The organism is Pelotomaculum terephthalicicum JT (assembly GCF_022410535.1).
Classification (GTDB): domain Bacteria; phylum Bacillota; class Desulfotomaculia; order Desulfotomaculales; family Pelotomaculaceae; genus Pelotomaculum_D; species Pelotomaculum_D terephthalicicum.
The window spans coordinates 44,046-63,444 of sequence record NZ_JAKNBL010000006.1; the positions used below are offsets into that span (position 1 = coordinate 44,046).

At 46.0% G+C, this 19,399-nt stretch carries 23 protein-coding genes; 20 read left to right on the top strand and 3 right to left on the bottom strand.

Features of this window, described 5'->3' with window-relative positions:
- Positions 1-110: 110 nt before the first annotated feature.
- From L9W92_RS06090 to alr, 11 genes are all read left to right on the top strand, one after another.
- Complete coding sequence (locus tag L9W92_RS06090) at positions 111-992, top strand: YicC/YloC family endoribonuclease (RefSeq protein ID WP_240082850.1); 882 nt, start codon at positions 111-113, stop codon at positions 990-992.
- A gap of 46 nt (positions 993-1,038) precedes the next feature.
- Positions 1,039-1,314, top strand: a complete 276-nt coding sequence (gene remA / locus L9W92_RS06095) for an extracellular matrix/biofilm regulator RemA (RefSeq protein WP_240082851.1) — start codon at positions 1,039-1,041, stop codon at positions 1,312-1,314.
- Between the two features lie 2 nt (positions 1,315-1,316).
- A complete protein-coding gene (gene gmk, locus L9W92_RS06100; protein ID WP_240082852.1) occupies positions 1,317-1,934 on the top strand; it encodes a guanylate kinase in 618 nt (205 codons plus the stop codon).
- 23 nt (positions 1,935-1,957) lie between these two features.
- Positions 1,958-2,164 carry a DNA-directed RNA polymerase subunit omega gene (gene rpoZ / locus L9W92_RS06105; protein ID WP_240082853.1) on the top strand — a complete coding sequence of 69 codons (207 nt, stop codon included), beginning with the start codon at positions 1,958-1,960 and terminating at the stop codon, positions 2,162-2,164.
- A 16-nt stretch (positions 2,165-2,180) separates the two neighbouring features.
- Positions 2,181-3,398, top strand: a complete 1,218-nt coding sequence (coaBC, locus tag L9W92_RS06110) for a bifunctional phosphopantothenoylcysteine decarboxylase/phosphopantothenate--cysteine ligase CoaBC (RefSeq protein ID WP_240082854.1) — start codon at positions 2,181-2,183, stop codon at positions 3,396-3,398.
- A gap of 179 nt (positions 3,399-3,577) precedes the next feature.
- Positions 3,578-4,423 (top strand): sensor histidine kinase, encoded by an 846-nt coding sequence (locus tag L9W92_RS06115; protein ID WP_312038067.1) that lies wholly within the window; start codon positions 3,578-3,580, stop codon positions 4,421-4,423.
- A complete protein-coding gene (locus tag L9W92_RS06120; RefSeq protein WP_240082855.1) occupies positions 4,398-5,219 on the top strand; it encodes a LytR/AlgR family response regulator transcription factor in 822 nt (273 codons plus the stop codon). Before L9W92_RS06115 ends, L9W92_RS06120 begins: the two co-directional genes overlap by 26 nt.
- A 152-nt stretch (positions 5,220-5,371) precedes the next feature.
- A complete protein-coding gene (acpS, locus tag L9W92_RS06125) occupies positions 5,372-5,788 on the top strand; it encodes a holo-ACP synthase (RefSeq protein WP_240082856.1) in 417 nt (138 codons plus the stop codon).
- A 3-nt stretch (positions 5,789-5,791) separates the two neighbouring features.
- Positions 5,792-7,348 carry an NAD(P)H-hydrate dehydratase gene (locus L9W92_RS06130; RefSeq protein WP_240082857.1) on the top strand — a complete coding sequence of 519 codons (1,557 nt, stop codon included), beginning with the start codon at positions 5,792-5,794 and terminating at the stop codon, positions 7,346-7,348.
- 28 nt (positions 7,349-7,376) lie between these two features.
- Positions 7,377-8,492 carry an alanine dehydrogenase gene (gene ald / locus L9W92_RS06135; RefSeq protein ID WP_240082858.1) on the top strand — a complete coding sequence of 372 codons (1,116 nt, stop codon included), beginning with the start codon at positions 7,377-7,379 and terminating at the stop codon, positions 8,490-8,492.
- A gap of 45 nt (positions 8,493-8,537) precedes the next feature.
- Positions 8,538-9,662 (top strand): alanine racemase, encoded by a 1,125-nt coding sequence (alr, locus tag L9W92_RS06140; RefSeq protein WP_240082859.1) that lies wholly within the window; start codon positions 8,538-8,540, stop codon positions 9,660-9,662.
- 322 nt (positions 9,663-9,984) lie between these two features.
- Here alr and L9W92_RS06145 read toward each other — a convergent pair whose 3' ends face one another.
- Entirely contained in the window at positions 9,985-10,377 is a 393-nt protein-coding gene (locus L9W92_RS06145) for a TIGR04086 family membrane protein (RefSeq protein ID WP_240082860.1), read from the bottom strand.
- Between the two features lie 101 nt (positions 10,378-10,478).
- Here L9W92_RS06145 and L9W92_RS06150 point away from each other — a divergent pair, with 101 nt between their 5' ends.
- Positions 10,479-11,084: a TatD family nuclease-associated radical SAM protein gene (locus L9W92_RS06150; RefSeq protein WP_240082861.1), complete on the top strand. Its 606-nt coding sequence runs from the start codon at positions 10,479-10,481 to the stop codon at positions 11,082-11,084.
- Here L9W92_RS06150 and L9W92_RS18830 read toward each other — a convergent pair.
- On the bottom strand, positions 11,074-11,208 hold the full coding sequence (locus tag L9W92_RS18830; protein ID WP_282442300.1) for a hypothetical protein: 135 nt from the start codon (positions 11,206-11,208) through the stop codon (positions 11,074-11,076). The two genes, L9W92_RS06150 and L9W92_RS18830, sit on opposite strands and share 11 nt — an antisense overlap.
- A gap of 204 nt (positions 11,209-11,412) precedes the next feature.
- Between L9W92_RS18830 and queD the strand changes: the two genes are divergently transcribed.
- From queD to surE, 7 genes are read left to right on the top strand one after another with little or no spacing between them, the layout of a single operon-like run.
- Positions 11,413-11,802, top strand: a complete 390-nt coding sequence (queD, locus tag L9W92_RS06155; RefSeq protein WP_240082862.1) for a 6-carboxytetrahydropterin synthase QueD — start codon at positions 11,413-11,415, stop codon at positions 11,800-11,802.
- A 5-nt stretch (positions 11,803-11,807) separates the two neighbouring features.
- Positions 11,808-12,497, top strand: coding sequence for a 7-cyano-7-deazaguanine synthase QueC (gene queC / locus L9W92_RS06160; RefSeq protein ID WP_240082863.1), 690 nt, complete (start codon positions 11,808-11,810; stop codon positions 12,495-12,497).
- Complete coding sequence (locus L9W92_RS06165; protein ID WP_240082864.1) at positions 12,497-13,060, top strand: DUF366 family protein; 564 nt, start codon at positions 12,497-12,499, stop codon at positions 13,058-13,060. Before queC ends, L9W92_RS06165 begins: the two co-directional genes overlap by 1 nt.
- Entirely contained in the window at positions 13,061-13,798 is a 738-nt protein-coding gene (locus tag L9W92_RS06170; protein ID WP_240082865.1) for a 7-carboxy-7-deazaguanine synthase QueE, read from the top strand.
- 31 nt (positions 13,799-13,829) lie between these two features.
- A complete protein-coding gene (gene folE, locus L9W92_RS06175; RefSeq protein ID WP_240082866.1) occupies positions 13,830-14,390 on the top strand; it encodes a GTP cyclohydrolase I FolE in 561 nt (186 codons plus the stop codon).
- A 58-nt stretch (positions 14,391-14,448) separates the two neighbouring features.
- On the top strand, positions 14,449-14,637 hold the full coding sequence (locus L9W92_RS06180) for a YpmA family protein (RefSeq protein WP_240082867.1): 189 nt from the start codon (positions 14,449-14,451) through the stop codon (positions 14,635-14,637).
- Positions 14,638-14,651: 14 nt separating this feature from the next.
- Positions 14,652-15,413 (top strand): 5'/3'-nucleotidase SurE, encoded by a 762-nt coding sequence (gene surE, locus L9W92_RS06185; protein WP_240082868.1) that lies wholly within the window; start codon positions 14,652-14,654, stop codon positions 15,411-15,413.
- Here the strand turns inward: surE and spoVB are convergent.
- Positions 15,410-16,975, bottom strand: a complete 1,566-nt coding sequence (gene spoVB, locus L9W92_RS06190) for a stage V sporulation protein B (RefSeq protein WP_240082869.1) — start codon at positions 16,973-16,975, stop codon at positions 15,410-15,412. The two genes, surE and spoVB, sit on opposite strands and share 4 nt — an antisense overlap.
- Before the next feature lie 329 nt (positions 16,976-17,304).
- Between spoVB and L9W92_RS06195 the strand changes: the two genes are divergently transcribed.
- Entirely contained in the window at positions 17,305-19,320 is a 2,016-nt protein-coding gene (locus tag L9W92_RS06195) for an elongation factor G (RefSeq protein ID WP_240082870.1), read from the top strand.
- Positions 19,321-19,399 lie beyond the last annotated feature (79 nt).

Sequence of the window (19,399 nt, forward strand, 5' to 3'; positions counted from 1 at the left end):
TTTCTTTTACCAAGCGCGAATAACACCCCATTCCTTGACAAAATAATTTTTACAGAATAGATAATAATAAATAATTGTTAAAAATAGTTTTAAAACCGGGTGGTGGGGATTTGTTAAAAAGCATGACTGGATATGGGCGTGGAGAGGTAAACGCGTTTGGAAAAAGATTCAGCGTTGAGTTGAAAGCGGTAAACCACCGCTTTTGTGAAGTGGTTTTAAGGATGCCGCGCTCGCTTATGTCCATGGAAGAGCAAATTAAACGATTTATCCAGTCGCAGGTGGCTCGCGGACGAATTGACTGTTTTTTAGGAATAGAGAAAAGCGCTGAAGGTACAACTGCCTTAGTCAAAGTTGACAAAGACCTGGCAGCGGCGTATTATAAGGCAATGAAAGAACTGCAGGAAGAGCTTGGTGTCGAGGGCGAAATCAAGCTAAAGCACCTTACAGTGCTGCCTGGTGTGATGGTATTGGAAGAAGCCCCCGAAAATATAGAAGAATGGTGGCCCGCTATACGGGAAGCAGTGGAAATCGCCCTTGAAGATTTGATAAAAATGAGAGTGACAGAAGGAGAACAACTGGCTAAGGATATTGGGAAAAGAGTAGGACAAATAGCTGGCTATAATGTTAGAATAAGAGAAAGAGCGCCTTATGTCGCAGAGGATTACCGGACAAGATTAGAAACACGCCTTAATGATTTTCTAAATGACGGCGGGTTGGATCCGGAACGTCTTGCAGCGGAAGCGGCGTTGTTTGCCGAACGCTCCAATATTACGGAAGAGACTGTCCGATTAGACAGTCATTTGAGTCAGGTTTATGCTTGTTTTGACACAAATGAAGCTGTCGGACGCAAGCTTGATTTCTTAATTCAGGAAATGAACAGAGAAATCAATACAATTGCTTCAAAGGCAAACGATCTGGAGATTAATCGTTTGGTTATAGAGGTAAAGAGTGAGTTGGAAAAAATAAGAGAACAAGTTCAAAATATTGAGTAAGATAATGGTTATATCTTAGGGAAGATAATACTAAGGGGGAAGTTTTGTGGAGATCAAGTTAATTAATATTGGTTTTGGCAACATTGTTTCGGCTAACCGGATTATCGCCATAGTCAGCCCGGAATCTGCACCTATTAAAAGAATTATTACGGAAGCCCGGGATCGAGGTATGCTGATCGATGCTACCTACGGGCGCCGTACCAGAGCTGTAATTATTGCCGACAGTGATCACGTCATTCTATCCGCTGTTCAGCCGGAAACCGTGGCCCATCGATTGGTGTCCAAGGAAGTAATTACCCAGAACGAAGATTCATCTGATTAAACATGAGGGAAACAGCAGTGCGGGAAAAAGGCGCGTTACTGGTAATATCCGGTCCTTCCGGTGCGGGAAAAGGAACCATTTCCTTAGCTCTTCAAAAGGATCATCCTTCATTACGTCTTTCTGTTTCGGCCACCACAAGAGCGCCAAGGAAAGGTGAAGTGGATGGATTACATTATCATTTTTTGCAAAGAGAGGTTTTCAAAGATTTAATTAAAAATGACCAGCTTCTCGAATGGGCAGAGGTTTATGGTAATTATTACGGGACTTTGCGGAGATTTGTGCAAGAAACCCTTGAACACGGGAACGATGTAATACTCGAAATTGATATTCAAGGCGCCCTTCAGGTGAAGCGAAATTATCCTGACGCGGTGCTGGTTTTTATTGCGCCCCCGTCCAAATCCGAGTTAAGGTCGCGTCTTATTTCCAGAGACACCGATTCAAGGGAAGAAATTGAAAAGCGTTTAAGTTGCGCCGTAAGTGAGATGGAATTAGCCCGCCAGTATGACTTTTTTGTTATAAATGACGATATCTCTCGCGCGCTGAAAAAAATCCATGCGGTTATCACAGTTGAAAAATTACGCCCCCGGTATCACGAGTTGTTTATCACGCAGTTCAAATAGTTATATTTAATTGGAGGGTGGATATGAACCAACCAACTCTCGATGAGCTTATGGAAAAGGTAGACAGCCGGTATACCCTGGTAGTGGTTGCGGCGAAGCGGGCCAGGGTACTCACCGAGAGGGGAAATATTAAGCTCGACATGGCTAGCGACAAGCCAGTAACAACCGCGCTTAAAGAAATAGCCCTGAACAAGATTATTTATAAAAGAAACAGGACCGGAATCAAGTAGCAGGGAGGATTGCTAAATGCTGGCGGGTAAAAATATTACCGTGGGAATAACCGGCGGTATAGCGGTTTTTAAAGTAGCGCAATTAGTAAGCAACCTCGCTTCCGGCAAGGCCAGGGTGCGAGTGATAATGACCCGGGCCGCCCAGGAGTTTGTAAGACCGCTGACCTTCCAGACACTATCCGGGCACCATGTGTATACTGATTTATTTGAAAGGCCGGCAGGTGGTATAGTTCAGCATATAGAACTGGCCACCGGCTCGGATCTGATTGTTCTTGCGCCTGCGACAGCGAATGTTATCGGCAAGGCCGCCAACGGTATTGCCGACGATTTGATTTCCACCGTGGTTATGGCTGCAACGTGTCCTGTTCTCATATGTCCGGCAATGAATGTAAATATGTATAATAACCGGGTTGTTCAGCGAAACTTGTCCATACTGCGCAACCTTGGTTACCATTTTGTCGATCCCGGTGTGGGACGTTTGGCTTGCGGCACGGCAGGACGCGGCAGGTTGGCGGAATTGGATTTAATAATGGATAAGATTAATTCCGTTCTTTCCAATAATGAGGATTTGCGCGGGCTGTCGGTAATGGTAACGGCAGGTCCAACTACAGAACCCGTCGATCCGGTGCGGTATTTGACTAACAGAAGTTCGGGCAAAATGGGTTATGCCGTTGCGGATGCCGCGGCAAAAAGAGGCGCCCGTGTTTTATTAATTAGCGGGCCGGTTGCGTTGAATCCGCCGCCGGGGGTTGAAGTAATCTATGTGCAAACGGCAAACGAGATGTATGCCGCGGTGATGGAGAGTTTTTCAATGGTTGACGCTGTAGTTATGTCCGCGGCCGTGGCAGATTACAGGCCGAAAACAGCGGCAAAGCAAAAAATAAAAAAACATGAGAGTTCTCTAACAATAGAGCTTGAAAAAAACCCCGATATTCTCGCTGAATTGGGTAGAAAGAAAAAACAGCAGGTGCTTATTGGCTTCGCCGCTGAAACTGAAAATTTGGAAAAGAATGCTGTATTGAAAGTGGAAGGCAAAAATTTGGACATGCTGGTGGCTAATGATGTCACTCTGCCCGGCGCCGGATTTGGCACAGACACAAACATAGCGAAACTGGTCTTCCCCGGCGGCAGGATTGTTTCCCTGCCTAAAATGGACAAGTTATCGCTGGCCAATCATATTTTGGATGAACTGACGGTTTTAAGAAAAGGTGAAGAAAATAATTTGAAAGTTTAGCTCCAATTCAAGAAATGTGAGTGAAAGGGCCTGCAAAATACCTGAATATTGAAAATATTTTAACGGTAATCCGGTAATCCATGAAGCTTGATTTCTTAAATATTTCAAGAGGAATCTATTATTACATGTAGAATATTTATAGTATTTAATTAATTATTAACTCGGGCAGGAGTTAATTTATGGTTCATTTAAATAACATTCTCGGTGTTTTTTTACGTTGGGGACTTGTCCAGATAACGGCTGTTCTGATAATATTTCTAGTCAGTCCGGAGCCCCGGGAGATTGTTATTTTAATGATTATTTCCAGTTTAACGGCTACCTGCCTTGTTGCCGCCTACATCTGGAAACATCAAAATGCCAAAATAAAAAAAGCGGAACTAGATTTCCTGCATGCCCAGATAAACCCGCACTTTTTATTCAATACCCTGAACACCATAGTATCTTATTGCCGGACTAACCCCGAAACGGCACGCCGTCTCTTAATACGCCTGGCTTCCTTTTTACGCCATGCGTTAAAAAGACACGGGCATTTTAACAGTCTAAAAGAAGAGATTGAATATATAAACACATATCTGATTCTTGAAAAGGCGCGTTTTCGCGAAAAATTAATAATTCAAAGAGATATTGACCCGGATTTGCTTGGTTGCCGGGTACCTGCGTTAACGCTGCAACCTATTGTTGAAAATGCCATAAAACACGGTATCCAGCCTAAAATTGGGGCGGGGACGGTGCATATAAAAATAAACGCGTCAGCAAAAGAAATGTTTTTTGCGGTAATGGATAATGGTATCGGGATGAACAATGATCAGTTAAAGAATATACTGCTTCCCGGTTTCGGCTCCGGTAACGGAATTGGTTTAAGCAATGTTCATGAACGACTGATCAGTTTGTTCGGCAAGGATTGCGGTCTCCGTATTGAAAGTAGTGAAAATAAAGGCACCTGTGTATATTTTAAGGTTCCTTTGATAATGAATGAGGATTTTGAAGGGGGTCTCACCGGTGAAGCTCAAAGCGCTAATCATTGATGATGAGTATCCTGCCAGGCAGGAACTTCGCTTAGCCTTGAGCGACTTTGGCAATATTGAAATAGTAGGTGAGGCAACCAATGCCAACGAAGCATTGGAATTAATCAAGGCGCTCAATTATCAGGTTCTTTTTCTTGATGTTTCCATGCCCGGGATGAGCGGTTTGGAAGTTGCGGCGGCAATTCAGGAGATGGACCCTAAACCATATATCATATTTGTAACTGCCTATAAAGAGTATGCTGTTTCCGCTTTTGCGGTAGATGCCGTCGACTATTTATTAAAACCCGTTGAACCGGGACGGTTGAAAAAAGCAATCAGTAAAGTAAATAAGATGGCACAGGATAATATTGTGCTGACTGAGTTGGCGGCAACGGCGGACAGTTCCCCCGGCAAGCAAACCGGCGGGCAGAATCGCGAAAAAAAAGCGGATGCCTGTCAGCGTCAACTACAGGATCACATAAAAATAGACCGTATTCCGGCGGGCAAACAAGGTAAAACTATATTGGTCACTGAATCTGATATATTTTATGCATTTACTCTGCAGGATAATGTTTATATTAAAACGGAATCCGATAAACTTTTTACACGTTTCACATTAAAAGAGCTGGAGGTAAGACTTAATCAGCAATGTTTTTTCCGGACCCACCGTTGTTATTTGGTTAACCTGCACAAAGTAAAAGAAATAGTGCCCTTTTTTAACGGCACATACAACCTTATTGTTGCAGATAAGGAAGGTAGTGAGGTTCCAGTTAGCAGGGCTCAAGCAAAAAAACTTAGAAGGATTTTAGGATTTTAAATTATTAATAGCTTGAAAAAGCTTATATGCACTGCCTAACGTGTTTAGAAACGGGTGGGTTGACCCGTTGTTAAAGGGTAATAATCACTATTGGCAGGTTTTTTCTTTTTACTGACGAAAGATTAAGGTAAAAAATAGGAGTTGGGTACTTTTTGGGAGTTGATTGCGTTAAACTGCCGGCGGAAGGTTTGGCCGGCATTGGGGTGGACATTGTGGAAATTGACCGGCTGAAAGATGCGGTGGAACGTATCGGTGACCGGTTTCTCAACAGGATTTTTACACCTTCTGAACAATGCTACTGCGACAAGAAACGGGATCGTTATGCCTGCTATGCTGCGCGATTTGCCGCCAAAGAGGCTGTTTTCAAAACTATGGGTACTGGTATCGCCGGTGCCCGCTGGACCGATGTCGAGGTCTGTAAAAAAACAGGCGGTTGTCCGACTGTGCGTTTGCAGGGCAATACGGCTATTCTGGCTAGGGAGAAAGGGATTTGTGAGATACTTATAAGTCTATCGCATGACCGGGGCAGGGCAATGGCTTTTGCCGTTGCTATAAGAAAGGAGGCGTAATAAATGCGGGTTGTTACTGCCGAGGAAATGAAGAAACTCGATCAAACCGCTATCAAGGATTATGAAATTCCAGGTATGGTTTTGATGGAAAATGCCGGCCGCCAGGTGGTGGAAGTAATAAGAAGAGTGCTGGGTAGTGTGCGCGGTAAAGTGATCACTGTATTTGTAGGTAAAGGCAACAATGGTGGTGACGGCTTCGTAATAGCGCGTCACCTGCTTAATATGGGTGCGGAAGTTAAGGTGATGGCCGTCGCAGAACTGGAAGAGGGCACCGGTGATGCTGCTAATAATCTTAACATCTGGCGGAAAATGGGGCAGAAGGTGTACTCTTTGCAGCATGGGGACGGGATTAATATTGTCCGTTTAGTTCTCATGAACACGGATCTAATCGTTGATGCTATTTACGGAACTGGCTTTCGAGGGAAAATGGTTGAAAAAACGGGGCGGATAGTAGAGGTGCTGAACGGAAGCGGCAAACCGATAGTTGCCGTGGATATACCGTCGGGTCTTGAAGCGGATACCGGTAAGGCAAACGGACCCTGTATTCAAGCTGCTCACACGGTTACCTTCGCCCTCCCCAAATTAGGGTTGATTCTGGAGCCCGGCGCTGATTACACCGGCGAACTGCACATCGCCGATATTTCTATACCGGCCGTTCTTATAGAAAAAGAAGCGCCGCAAAGATATTTAATTACCAGAGAAATGATTAAGGAATGGCTGCCTCCCCGCCTGTCGGCCGCACATAAGGGCAACTTCGGGCGGGTGCTGGTTGTGTCTGGTTCGCGTGGAATGACCGGAGCGGCTTGCCTGGCAGGTGAAGCCGCCCTGCGGGCGGGAGCCGGGCTGGTCACCGTGGCGGTGCCTGAATCGCTTCATGATATAATGGAATCAAAGCTGACAGAAGTAATGACTGTGCCTTTGCCTGACACCGGAAAGGGAAACTTGAGCCGTGGCGCGCGCCAAAAGATTCTATCCTTGCTGGAAAACGCGGATGTGTTGGCTTTAGGTCCAGGTCTGTCAACTGTGCCCGAAGTTGTTGCCATGGTTAGAGAACTCTTGCCGTCAGTGCGAATTCCGTGTGTGATTGATGCCGACGGTTTAAATGCCCTGGCTGGAGAAGTAGAAATCCTAAGGAAAATTCAGGCCCCGGTAGTAATCACCCCACATCCCGGTGAAATGGCCCGGCTTATGGGTGTTACGACAAGGAAGATTCAAGAGGATCGTCTTGCGGTGGCGGCAAAAGCGGCTACTCTTTGGAATGTGGTCTCGCTGCTCAAGGGTGCCCGGACAGTGGTGGCCGCTCCGAACGGAGCAATTTATATTAATCCTACCGGCAATCCTGGTATGGCCACCGGCGGCAGCGGCGACGTCCTGACAGGAGTAGTTGCGGCGCTTATCGCACAAGGCCTGAGTCCGGCCCAGGCGGCTTCCGCCGGAGCTTATGTGCACGGCCTGGCCGGTGACATGGGAGCCAGATTAAAAGGAATGATCGGCTTAACCGCGGGAGACATATTATTTAACCTACCGGCGGCAATGATGAACGTTCTTGACACCGAATGAATATTTTTTTTCAGGAGGTGTTATTATTGTGATTATCGGAGTACCCAAGGAAATAAAAATAAATGAGGACCGTGTCGCGCTTACCCCGGCCGGTGTGCAGGCATTTACCGGAGCCGGACACCATGTTTTGATAGAAGAAAAAGCCGGTCTTGGCAGCGGTATTACAGATGAAGCGTATATTTCGTCGGGAGCTGAACTGGTTGCCACCGCCGCCGAAGTCTACAAACGGGCAGCTATGATTCTGAAAGTGAAAGAACCGCTCCCCAGTGAATTCCAGCTATTAAGAGAAGGCCAGATTCTTTTTACTTATCTTCACCTTGCACGTGAGCCGGAGTTAACGGCCGCTTTAATTAATGGCAAAGTGACAGCCATAGCCTACGAAACCATCCAGCTGGACAACGGTGTTTTGCCTTTGCTCACCCCGATGAGTGAGATTGCGGGAAAGATGGCTGTCCAGGTTGGCGCTCATTTCCTGGAAAAGCCTTATGGGGGTAAGGGAATATTACTGGGCGGGGTACCAGGGGTGGCAGCTGCGGATGTGGTGATCATCGGCGCCGGATCGGTGGGTGCCAGTGCGCTCAAGGTGGCGGTTGGCATGGGAGCGCAGGTTACCATTATCGAGCAAAACGCCGAACGGCTTCACTACCTTGATGATCTGTATGGCGGGAGAATTAACACCCTGGTGTCAAACCAATACAACATCAGGCAATCTGTTCGTTACGCGGATCTTTTGATTGGGGCTGTGCTCGTGGTTGGTGCAAAAGCGCCCAAGCTGGTAAGTGAGGAAATGGTCAAAAAAATGAAGCCTGGAGCAGTCATTGTCGATGTTTCCGTTGACCAGGGAGGCTCAATTGAAACGATCGACAGGGTTACCACTCATAATGATCCTGTTTACATTAAATATAACGTGCTTCACTATGCAGTTGCCAATATGCCTGGCGCCGTCGCAAGAACCTCCACCTTCGCCTTGACCAATGCCAACCTTCCTTATGCTTTGGCGCTGGCGAACAATGGTTTTTCTGAGGCCGTCAAGAATAATAACGCTTTAATGCGCGGGGTAAACACATATAAAGGCAATCTCACCTGCCGGGCGGTAGGAGAATCCTTGAAAATAAATTATACTGATATAGCTGATTTATTGTAATCATTGACAATTAATATTAACTGCTTTTTCAGGAGTGGAACTTGAATGTCTGCATATCCGGTTTGGGCTGAAATCGATTTAGATGCGATTGCCAATAATGTAAGGGAAATTCGCCGGGTTACCAAGTCTACAGCTAAAGTATTGGCAGTGGTTAAAGCTAACGGCTACGGTCATGGCGCCGTTGAGGTAAGCCGGGTCGCTTTGGCCAACGGCGCCAGCTGGCTTGGTGTCGCCAGAATATCGGAAGGAGTGGCGCTTCGTAAAGCGGGGTTGGAAGCGCCGGTGCTAGTTTTAAGCTATATCCCCCCGGAACAGGCCGGTGAAGTTGTGCGCCACCGCTTGTCTCAGGCAGTTTATACCCGCGAGATGGCCCTGGTACTGGCGGAAGCTGCGGCGCGGCGCGGGACGCGGGCAAAAGTGCATATAAAGGTTGATACCGGTATGGGGAGAATCGGCTTAATGCCAGGTCCGGATATTGTAGAAGAAATATTGCGAATGGCCAAAATACCAAATCTTGAAATAGAAGGCATATTTACACATTTTGCTGACGCGGACGCTGCAGATAAACATTATACTAATATGCAATTGGAACGTTTTCTCGGCATAACCGAAGAGCTGCGCAGGGGCGGCCTTGATATCCCGCTGAAACATGCCGCCAATAGTCCGGCGTTGATGGAAATGCCGGAAGCCCACTTGGACATGGTAAGGGCGGGAATTATTGTCTATGGGCTTAGTCCCTCTGACAGATTTAAGCAAAGCAGCTTGAAACTTATTCCGGCCATGAGCTTAAAGGCTAAAGTCGCTTATGTTAAAAAGGTGCCGGCTGGTTTTAAAGTAAGTTACGGGTGCACCTTTACAACTGTTCAGCCAACTGTTATCGCCACTTTGCCCCTGGGCTACGCCGACGGCTATCCGAGGTCGCTTTCTTCAAAAGGGGAGGTTTTGTTGAATGGACGCCGGTCGCCTGTAATAGGCAGGGTTTGCATGGACCAAATTATGGTTGACGCCGGCAGCGCCTCAGATATAAAAATGGGTGATGAGGCTGTCATCATTGGACGACAGGGTGACGAAGAAATCACTGCTGACGAGACAGCGATGAAGTTAGGCACGATCAATTATGAAGTTGTCTGCATGATTAGCTTGCGAGTCCCTAGAATATATGTGAAGTAAAAAAAGGAGTGAGAATTCAGGAGTCAGGAGTCAGGAGTCAGAATAAAAGATTATTTATTGTCTTTATATATTTTGAATACTGACTCCTGACTCCTGAATACTTGAATGGTTATTGACAAATAAAGTTTCGAGTGCCATAATGGTAATGTTTACCAGGGGGGAGTGTCGGGAACACAGCGAGGTCCGGAGCCCGCTACGCGGTTCGATTCCGGTTCTTCCCTAAAAAGGAAGCCCTGGCTTTTAGCTGGGGCTCTCCGATTACACCGGCCACTTCCGGTTATTCACATGTCATACTCATAATAGTATTTTTAATATGGTATTCTTAAGAAAGCCCTACCCCGAATACTCCCCCAATCGTACCGCTACCCAATATTATTAATAATTTGTAAAAGATATTAAGTCCGGCCTGCCCGGGTACAAATAGTGCCGCTGCCGCCCAAACGACTATGAAAAACAGGAGACCTACGGCTAATCCATGATAAAGTCCCTTATTCCCGGCTTGCCTGCCGGCGGTTAGAGAGCCGCCGAAAGCGCCTGACGCCAGGATTATTGCCGCAAGCAGGGGAAGAGTTTTTTCAGAGAGTGGTGATAAATGATAAATCAGACCGGCGCACAAGCTTAACAGCAAGGCAATGGACAACGCGAAAAGAATACCTTTTACCACCGGACCAGCACTAATAGGAAACTCAAAGTTATCCATATTGACGGATGGCATTGCAACACCCCCGGAAAATTATTATAATTATTTTTATGTAAGTATTTGATGTATTATGAATAATTGTATCTTATTAAATAAACAATTAGGAGATTATTCTATTGACTGAGAATGTTTATGCTTATAAAATTGGTGATTCGTTATATCTAAATATAACCAACAAATGCACAAATGAATGTGTGTTTTGTATCAGGCAGACCAGTAATAAACTCACTGAATACAGTCTCTGGCTGGATAAAGAGCCGGATCTGAATGAACTATTGTCAGCCGCGGGGGATGTTAGCCGGTACCGGGAAGTGGTTTTTTGCGGCTATGGCGAGCCGTTGATTAAGGCCGATCTGGTTATTGCGGCATCCCGTGCGTTAAAAGAGCGGGGGGCGGCGGTAAGGATCGATACAAACGGCCAGGCCGACCTTATCCATGGCCGTGATATCGCCTTGGAATTAGCCGGTTCGGTTGACGCTGTTTCGATTAGCCTGAATGCTTCCGACGCCATGCAATATGTGTCGATTTGCCGGCCGCAGATGGGAGAAAAGGCTTATTGGGCAATGCTTGATTTTATCGCCAGCTGTAAAACACATATTCCCAAAGTTACATTGTCGGTAGTCAGATGGCCGGGTGTGGATATCGAAAAGTGCCGTGCGATAGCACGTAACCTCGGAGTGGAATTCAAGGTAAGAGAATATTTCGGTACGTTTACTTATTAGATGTTTTTGGGGAGGGCGGTATTTTATTTTTCTCCGATTCTCCGTCTAGATTAACCATTGGAGCTGAACCTGTCATTTCGCGCAAGAAGGCATCGCCTTTTTTATTCTTGTTTTTTTTGCCCATGATTAAACCTCCATGTCTTTGACCCTAGCTTTCTCTATCTGGTTTTTTTTATGTATGGCACATATAGGAAGAATACTCCTGGGTGGTAACGGAAAAATTAAGAAATATAGAGAATAAGCAGCAGCAAGTACCGGTTATAAAGTCGTGATATAACACAGGTTGTCTGTGACGGCACTAAATAGAGTGAGGGAGGATTACACCGCTATGTATGAGCTAACTGTACGAACACGTTTCGCGGCGGCGCACTCATTAATGAACTATGATGGGCCATGTGCCCGGCTGCACGGCCATACATGGCAAGTAGAAGTTGTTTTTCAGGGGCACCAACTGGACCAGAGAGGCATGCTGGTTGATTTTAAAGAATTAAAAAGTAGTGTAAAAGACGTAATCGATGAACTTGACCACCAGAACTTGAATATGCTGGAACCATTTAAACAAAACAGCGAGAACAACCCCACTGCGGAGAACCTCGCCAGGTACATATTCAATAGTTTGAAAACTAAATTTACTAACTCGCTAATGGAGGCGAAAATAGCGGTAGTACGTGTTGGTGAATCTCCGGAAGCCTCGGCTGCGTACCGGGAGGAGGATTGATTGTATTGAAAGGCATTGTGCTTCTTTCCGGCGGTTTGGATTCGGCCGTGTCCCTCGCCTGCGCTTTGCGGGAATCTGATATTGTTTTATGTCTTACTTTTGATTACGGGCAGCGCGCCTCGCAGAATGAAATAAAGGCAGCCGCGTCCCTGGCGGGCCATTATCGTTTGCGTCATCAAGTTGTTGAAGTTCCTTTTTTGCGGGATATCACCGGTACGGCACTGGTAAAAAGCGATTTGGAACTGCCGGAACCGGAAATAACAGCTCTTGATGAAAAAACAGCGGCCGGCGCTTCCGCCGCCCAGGTATGGGTGCCAAACCGAAATGGTCTTTTTATCAACATTGCCGCCGCTTTTGCCGAATCCAACGACGCCCAACTGGTTGTAACCGGTTTTAACAGTGAAGAAGCGGCTACATTTCCTGACAACAGCGCCGGCTTTGTAAGAGCAATAAACGACTCCCTGTATTATTCCACTCTTAACCATGTTGGAGTGGTCAGCTACACTCAAAGGCTTGACAAAGCAGATATCTTGAAACTCGGCATCAAAATGTCGGTTCCTTTTCAGCACATTTGGAGCTGTTATCGCGGGGGAGAAAAAATGTGCGGCCGTTGTGAAAGCTGCCTGCGCCTAAAACGAGCCGCCGACCTGGCCGCTTTTGATTTGAGCGGCATGAGTATATTGAGGGGGATCTGATGAAAGAACTTTTTATTAAGGAAACAATTACTTATGACGGCACGCAGCTGTCATCACATTGGGCTTACCGCAATTTCGGCATGCAGGGGGACAGCGTCGTTTCGTTCAGGGGACCCTGCCGGGTTGAGTTGACAGAAATGGTCGACATTAAAGACGTTTTAAGCAATTCGCCCATATTTAGCAAGGACATGCTCCATTTTATCATTGAGCACTTTGATCTCGATTTGGAGAAGACGATAGTCAGGCAGCGGCTGCTGATTGCTATCTTAAAAGACATCATTATTGAAAAATCAGGGGCTGCTCTGAGCCGTTCCGGAGATGACCTTTTTTTTCACGATCGTAAGCTGACCGTGTCGATAGCCACTCTTACCCCTGTTTCGACCATGATTCACACAGGTGTTAACGTTACCGGCGAAGATGCGCCCGTACCGGCCATTGGACTGGCGGAAATTGGGCTAAAACCGGGAGAAATCGAGGCTGTCGGCAAGTCGCTGTGTAGTGAGTACATCAAAGAGTATCAGCAGATCAAAATGGCGCGCTGTAAAGTGCGGGGGGTAAAATAAATGCCCTGTCAGGTCGCGGAGATTTTTTCCTCAGTGCAGGGTGAAGGACTGCTGGTCGGCTGCCGTCAGGTATTTATCAGACTGCTTGGCTGCAATATTAATTGCTCATACTGTGACACGCCTGCCGGCGAGTCCGGTTTCTGCAGAATCGAGCAGCATCCCGGGCACAAGGATTTTAAACAGCTTCCCAATCCCTTGTCGGCTGCAGAAGTTGCCGCCGCGGCACACGCATACGATCTTTCTTTACACCACTCTGTCAGCCTTACCGGAGGAGAGCCGCTGTTATGGACATCATTTATCAAGGAATTGGTTCCGCTGCTCCAGGGCACCAGGCACGGAATATATCTTGAGACTAACGGCACTTTACCTGAGAAACTTTCAGAGGTAATCGAGCTTATTGACATAGTCGGCATGGATATAAAACTGCCAAGCATTAGCGGTCAGCCTCCTTTTTGGGAAGAACATAGATTATTTTTAAAAGTAGCTGCCAAGAAGCAAGTTTTTGTTAAAGTGGTTGTCGGAGAAGATACCACTGGGGAAGAAATCGAGCAAGCCGCCGGTTTAATCAGCGATTTTGGCACAGGTTTGACCATGATAATCCAGCCGGTCAGCCCGGCAGCTTGCGGAATAAAAAGTGTTTCACCCGGCCAGGCGCTGTATTTGCAGCAGCTTGCGCTTAAAAAACTGGCAAATGTGCTTATTATTCCTCAGACTCACAAGATAATGGGCCAGCTTTAGCTTGACTACAGGTGGCATTAGGAGGGAAATTGTGTACGATCGGCAAAAAATAGAAGCAGCGGTAAGGATGATTATTGAAGCTATCGGAGAAGATCCGGAAAGGGAAGGTTTAAGGGAAACGCCGGCAAGGGTCGCCCGTATGTATGAGGAAATATTTAGCGGACTCTGGGAGGAACCGGATGCCCATTTAGAGAAAAAATTCTCAGGAGATCATGAGGAGATGGTTATCGTAAAGGATATACCACTTTATTCGATGTGCGAGCACCACTTGCTGCCGTTTTACGGTAAAGCGCACGTAGCATATATTCCACGCAAGGGAAATGTGACCGGTTTATCAAAACTGGCCAGGCTGGTGGAAGGTTTCGCCAGGCGGCCCCAGCTCCAGGAAAGGCTCACTTCCCAAATTGCCGATTCGATCATGAAAAGGTTGAACGCCCAAGGCGCGCTTGTAGTTATCGAGGCTGAACATATGTGCATGACCTTTCGCGGTGTAAAAAAACCCGGATCAAAGACAGTCACTTCGGCGGTCAGGGGCATCTTTCAAAAGAGTGAAGCGACCAGGGCGGAAGCGTTTTCTTTAGTTAAAGATTGAAGCACGTCACAGAAATACTTTTATAATCTTTTAAGAAGTTGATATCAGGAGGAGTAAATTGGATAATAATGAAACCACCAACACTGGGAAACTGGAGCTAATCGCCGCCAAATCATTTAAAGCCAATGACGAAATGTACAAGATCATTGATTTTCTGAACAAGACATTAAAAGGCAAGAGTATTATTTTGGGCCTGACCAAGGATGTCGCCAAGGATTCCATGAAAATATCAATTTATGAGACTTGAAGACGGAGACATTTATGAGAATATTAATTAGTAATGATGACGGTATCAATGCGGAGGGAATTATACAACTCAGAAAGTCTCTGGAGGATCAAGCGGAAGTCTTCGTAGTCGCCCCGGACCGGGAGAGAAGCGCCACCGGTCATAAAATTACCATGCATAGGCCGCTAAGGGTGAAAGAACAGTCATATCCGGGTACAAATTCAAAAGGTTGGGCGGTTGACGGCACTCCTTCAGACTGTGTCAAACTCGGTTTGGAAGCGTTGCTGCCGGTCCCTCCGGACTTGGTTGTCGCGGGCATTAACCTGGGTCCGAATCTTGGTACTGATGTCTTATATTCCGGCACGGTTTCCGCTGCAATCGAGGGGATCATCAATGATGTTCCCGCTATCGCTATATCGCTGGCCAGCTATGAGTTTCAGGACTTCACGTATTCAGGCAAGTTTATAAAAAAACTTGTGACAAAGTGTGGTAAAGAACTGCACGGAGGCATCCTTTTAAATATCAACATACCACCCGGGGTGCCACGCGGTATAAGAATAACCAAGTTGGGAAACAGGCGCTATACGAATGTTTTTTATAAGAGAACCGACCCGAGGGGGGGAACTTACTTCTGGATGGCAGGGGAGCCCTTTGACGTTGACGGGAACGACCCTGACACTGACGTATGGGCGGTAAATGAAGGTTTTATATCGATTACGCCGGTTCATTACGACCTGACCAATTACACGGTATTGGATGATGTGAAAAATTTAGTTAAGGAATTCAACACGTTCTAATTTCGGTTTTTTAAATTTATTATCGATTTTAGCCTTCTCAAATCGTTGGTACTAATACCTTCATTTAATATCAATATCAGGATATAAATAACCAGGCCGCTAATTACAGCTCCAAAAGTTACCAATAATAAAGATTCTGTGTAGACATGCAGGTAACTTTGGGAGAGCAAAATCACGAAGCCCATTCCCACCCCTGCCAGCAACGGTTTAAAGAGTAATTTGCACAATTCTATTTTTAGGCCGGTAAACCTGCGCACGTCAATCAGATTAAGCAAAGACATAATTATGAAATAAATAACAAAAGCCGCAGATGTGCCTTGCACGCCTAATTGTGGCATTCCTGTAAGGTAGTATATGCCGGCAATTTTAAAAAAAGAGGCGATTACCAGGTTTCTAAACGGCCGGGAAGCTTTGCCGAGCCCTTGTAGAATACCGGTGGTAGTTTGCACGAGGTACAGGAAAGGTCCCCCCAGAGCAATTACGCTAAGACTTGCTCCCGCTTTTGGATAGCCGAAAATCAATCCGCACAATTCTTCTGAAAGCATCATATAGACAACGGTGCTAGGTATCCCGGCTATTAAGGTAATTCTAACGGCGTCTGCGCAGCGAGTTTTGACAAGTTTTATATTATTTACCGCCAGCGCGCCTGATATTGCCGGGAGCAGGGCGGTGGCAAGTGAAATAGTAATAATCGCCGGGGCAAACAGCAAGCTTTGGGATATGCCCACAAATTGACCATAATCAGCAGTAGCTTCAGATAATTCCATGCCGTTTGCTAAAAGACGCTGGGGAATTAAAACAGCATCTATCCATAAAAGAGTGGTAGACACAATACGAGTCAATGAAACTGGAAAAGCCAGATTAATAACCCTGACAGCAATTGAACGAAGCGATTCAAAATGCTCTGCCTTCAGGCCGGATGGTACATAAGGACGATTTCGCGCATAAATCAGCAGAATGGATACAAATCCGGCTAATTCTCCTGTCACTACCCCTAGTGAAGCCCCGGCCGCCGCATATTCAATACCTTTCGGCAGCAGTATGCAGGCAAATATCAGACCGGAAACGCACCTGATCAATTGTTCCAGAGATTGGGTTAAAGCTGTCGGCTTCATTTGCTGAAGTCCCTGAAAAAAACCACGGAAGGCAGAGCAAAGAGATACTATTATAATACCGGGAATGAGAAATAAAAAGCTGTAATATACTTTGGGATTGACAAAAACATATTTTAGCAGCAAGGGTGCTCCGAGGCAACACGATACGGTGACAATAGCGCTGCTTGCCATAAGGGTTAACAAGCAAAATCTAAAAATGCGGTATGCCCCGGTTAAATTGCCGCGGGCCACCTCTTCCGAAACCAATTTGGCTATAGCTACCGGAATACCTGCCGTGGCCATTACCACTACCAAAACATATGCAGGATAAATCATGTTAAACAGGCCAATACCCTCAGGCTGGACCAGGCGAATCATAAAAACTTCGTATATGAAGCCCATTATTCTGTTGAATAGACCGCTTAACAATAGGACCAACGCCCCGTTGATTAATGATTGGCCAGCCATATTTTACCTGCCCTTAAGGTAATTTATAGTAATATAATGTTAATATCTATGCATCCTTCTTTTTCCTATGAGGTAAAATTTATAGCACACATCTTTTCACCTAAAAAAAGTCCAGGTTATTTTATAAATAACAAGGAATTTGCCCACCTGCTGTAGAATAACACTTAATATTTGTGCCATTTATTTGTACCATTGGCCTGGGGTACCGTAATAATTGCTCCTGAGGGGGGGTTCTTTTTGTTTTCATCCAGAAAATCCCTGCTTGGGCTCTAAGTGGTATAGAAATAATGCTTTAAGGAAACCATTATTTACAAAAGGGGGAACACGATTTGAAGAATTATCAAACCAGTCAGATACGCAACGTGGGTGTGGTTGCGCATGGCGGAGCCGGGAAAACATCTCTCGTTGAAGCCATGCTTTATAATACTGGGATTCTTTCCCGGTTGGGCAGGGTAGAAGACGGCACCACGACTGCCGACTATCATCCGGAAGAAGTTGCCAAACAAATAACCATACATACCAGCCTTGTTCCTTGCGAGTGGAACGGCGTGAAAATTAACTTGCTGGACACACCCGGTTTTTCTGATTTTATCGGTGAAGTAAAGGGAGCGTTGAGAGTTGCCGACTGCGCCATGTTTGTCATATCCGCCGTGGACGGCGTGGAAGTGCAGCATGAAGTAATTTGGGATATTGCCGAAAAATATAACCTGCCGAAAATAATTTTTGTAAATAAAATGGACCGGGAAAATGCCAGTTTTAACAAAGTCATAGATGAGCTAAAAACTAAATTCAAGGGTAATTTTGCGCCGCTCCAGATCCCCAACGGTTCATTTGATACCTTTACCGGTGTGGTTGACATCATTGACAATAAAGCATATACCGGTGACGGCAAGGGCAAAGAAGCGCCGGTACCGGGAGAGCTTGCCGGTGAAATCGGCCAGTTTCATGAATTGCTTGTTGAAGCTGCGGCTGAGGGAGACGACGACCTGACCATGAAATATTTGGAGGGAGAGGAACTCTCTCTGGATGAAATAAAGGATGGTTTAAAGAAAAGTATCGCGCAGGCAAAGGTTGTTCCGGTAATGGCCGGTTCAGCAACAAAGAACATCGGCGTGGTTCAGTTGATGGATGTCATTGTAGACTACCTGCCGGCTCCCAAGGAAGACAACGGTCCTATGTCGGCCCTGATATTTAAGACAATAGCGGACCCCTACGTCGGCAAGATGAATTTCCTTCGCGTTTTCAGCGGTATTTTTAAGAGTGACACGGTTGTATATAACAGCAAGAAAGAAAAGACTGAAAAAATCGGCAATGTTCTTTATGTCAGAGGTAAGAATACAACCCAAACCGATGTGGTTCCCACCGGTGATTTGGCTGTTGTTGTGAAATTGCAGGATACCGCTACAGGCGACACTTTATGTGATAAGGACAAACCGGTTGTCCTGGAAGGGATTGATTTCCCGGTACCAACACTGTCTGTGGCAATCGCTCCCAAGAGTAAAAACGATGAAGACAAACTAGGTGACGCGCTTAACAAACTGCTGGAAGAAGACCCGACTATGAAGGTTGAGAAAAATACCGAAACAAAACAGACTCTTATTACAGGTATGGGCGAGTTGCACATAAATATTATGATTGAACGGCTGAAACGCAAGTTTGGCGTTGATGTAGTTACGAATGATGCCAAAGTACCATATCGTGAGACCATCAGGGCAAAAGTTGAAGTGGAAGGAAAACATAAAAAACAATCAGGTGGCCGCGGCCAGTACGGTCACGTGTGGATACGATTTGAGCCAAATCCTGAGGAGGATTTTGTTTTTGAAGAGGATGTTTTCGGTGGTTCTGTTCCCAGAAACTATTTCCCCGCCGTTGAAAAAGGTCTCCGGGAAGCAATGACGGAAGGAGTGCTGGCCGGTTATCCAACAACAGGAGTGAAGGCCACCCTTTATGATGGTTCTTACCATACGGTTGATTCTTCGGAACTGGCTTTTAAAATCGCCGCTTCACTTGCGTTTAAAAAAGGAGCCATGCAGGCTAAACCTGTTCTCCTGGAGCCGATGATGGATGTTGAAGTTTTAGTGCCCGACAACTTTATGGGTGACATAATCAGTGATTTCAATACAAAACGCGGCCGGGTATTGGGCACCGAACCCCAGGAGAAACAAACCTTGATAAAAGCACATGTTCCGCTATCTGAGATGTACCGTTACGCCATTGATCTTAAGTCAATGACCCAGGGACGCGGTTCTTTTACGATGGAATTTACCGGCTACGAAGAAGTGCCGGGACGCTTGGCGGAAGATATTATTAAAAAGGCTAAAGCAGCTCAAGAAGCTGACAAGTAATAAAGCATTATATTTGCCTGTGTTTACTACTACCGCAGGGGTGAAGATAAAGGAGAGCGCAAGCTCTCCTTCTTTATAA

Excerpts from the sequence above, each read along its gene's own strand:
- L9W92_RS06130 (WP_240082857.1), top strand. The coding sequence starts at position 5,792 with ATGCGGGTTGTTACTGCCGAGGAAATGAAGAAACTCGATCAAACCGCT.
- L9W92_RS06165 (WP_240082864.1), top strand. The coding sequence starts at position 12,497 with ATGAAAGAACTTTTTATTAAGGAAACAATTACTTATGACGGCACGCAG.
- queD (WP_240082862.1), top strand. The coding sequence starts at position 11,413 with ATGTATGAGCTAACTGTACGAACACGTTTCGCGGCGGCGCACTCATTA.
- coaBC (WP_240082854.1), top strand. The coding sequence starts at position 2,181 with ATGCTGGCGGGTAAAAATATTACCGTGGGAATAACCGGCGGTATAGCG.
- spoVB (WP_240082869.1), bottom strand. The coding sequence starts at position 16,975 with ATGGCTGGCCAATCATTAATCAACGGGGCGTTGGTCCTATTGTTAAGC.
- L9W92_RS06145 (WP_240082860.1), bottom strand. The coding sequence starts at position 10,377 with ATGCCATCCGTCAATATGGATAACTTTGAGTTTCCTATTAGTGCTGGT.
- alr (WP_240082859.1), top strand. The coding sequence starts at position 8,538 with ATGTCTGCATATCCGGTTTGGGCTGAAATCGATTTAGATGCGATTGCC.
- L9W92_RS06170 (WP_240082865.1), top strand. The coding sequence starts at position 13,061 with ATGCCCTGTCAGGTCGCGGAGATTTTTTCCTCAGTGCAGGGTGAAGGA.
- L9W92_RS18830 (WP_282442300.1), bottom strand. The coding sequence starts at position 11,208 with ATGGGCAAAAAAAACAAGAATAAAAAAGGCGATGCCTTCTTGCGCGAA.
- rpoZ (WP_240082853.1), top strand. The coding sequence starts at position 1,958 with ATGAACCAACCAACTCTCGATGAGCTTATGGAAAAGGTAGACAGCCGG.
- surE (WP_240082868.1), top strand. The coding sequence starts at position 14,652 with ATGAGAATATTAATTAGTAATGATGACGGTATCAATGCGGAGGGAATT.
- L9W92_RS06115 (WP_312038067.1), top strand. The coding sequence starts at position 3,578 with ATGGTTCATTTAAATAACATTCTCGGTGTTTTTTTACGTTGGGGACTT.
- gmk (WP_240082852.1), top strand. The coding sequence starts at position 1,317 with ATGAGGGAAACAGCAGTGCGGGAAAAAGGCGCGTTACTGGTAATATCC.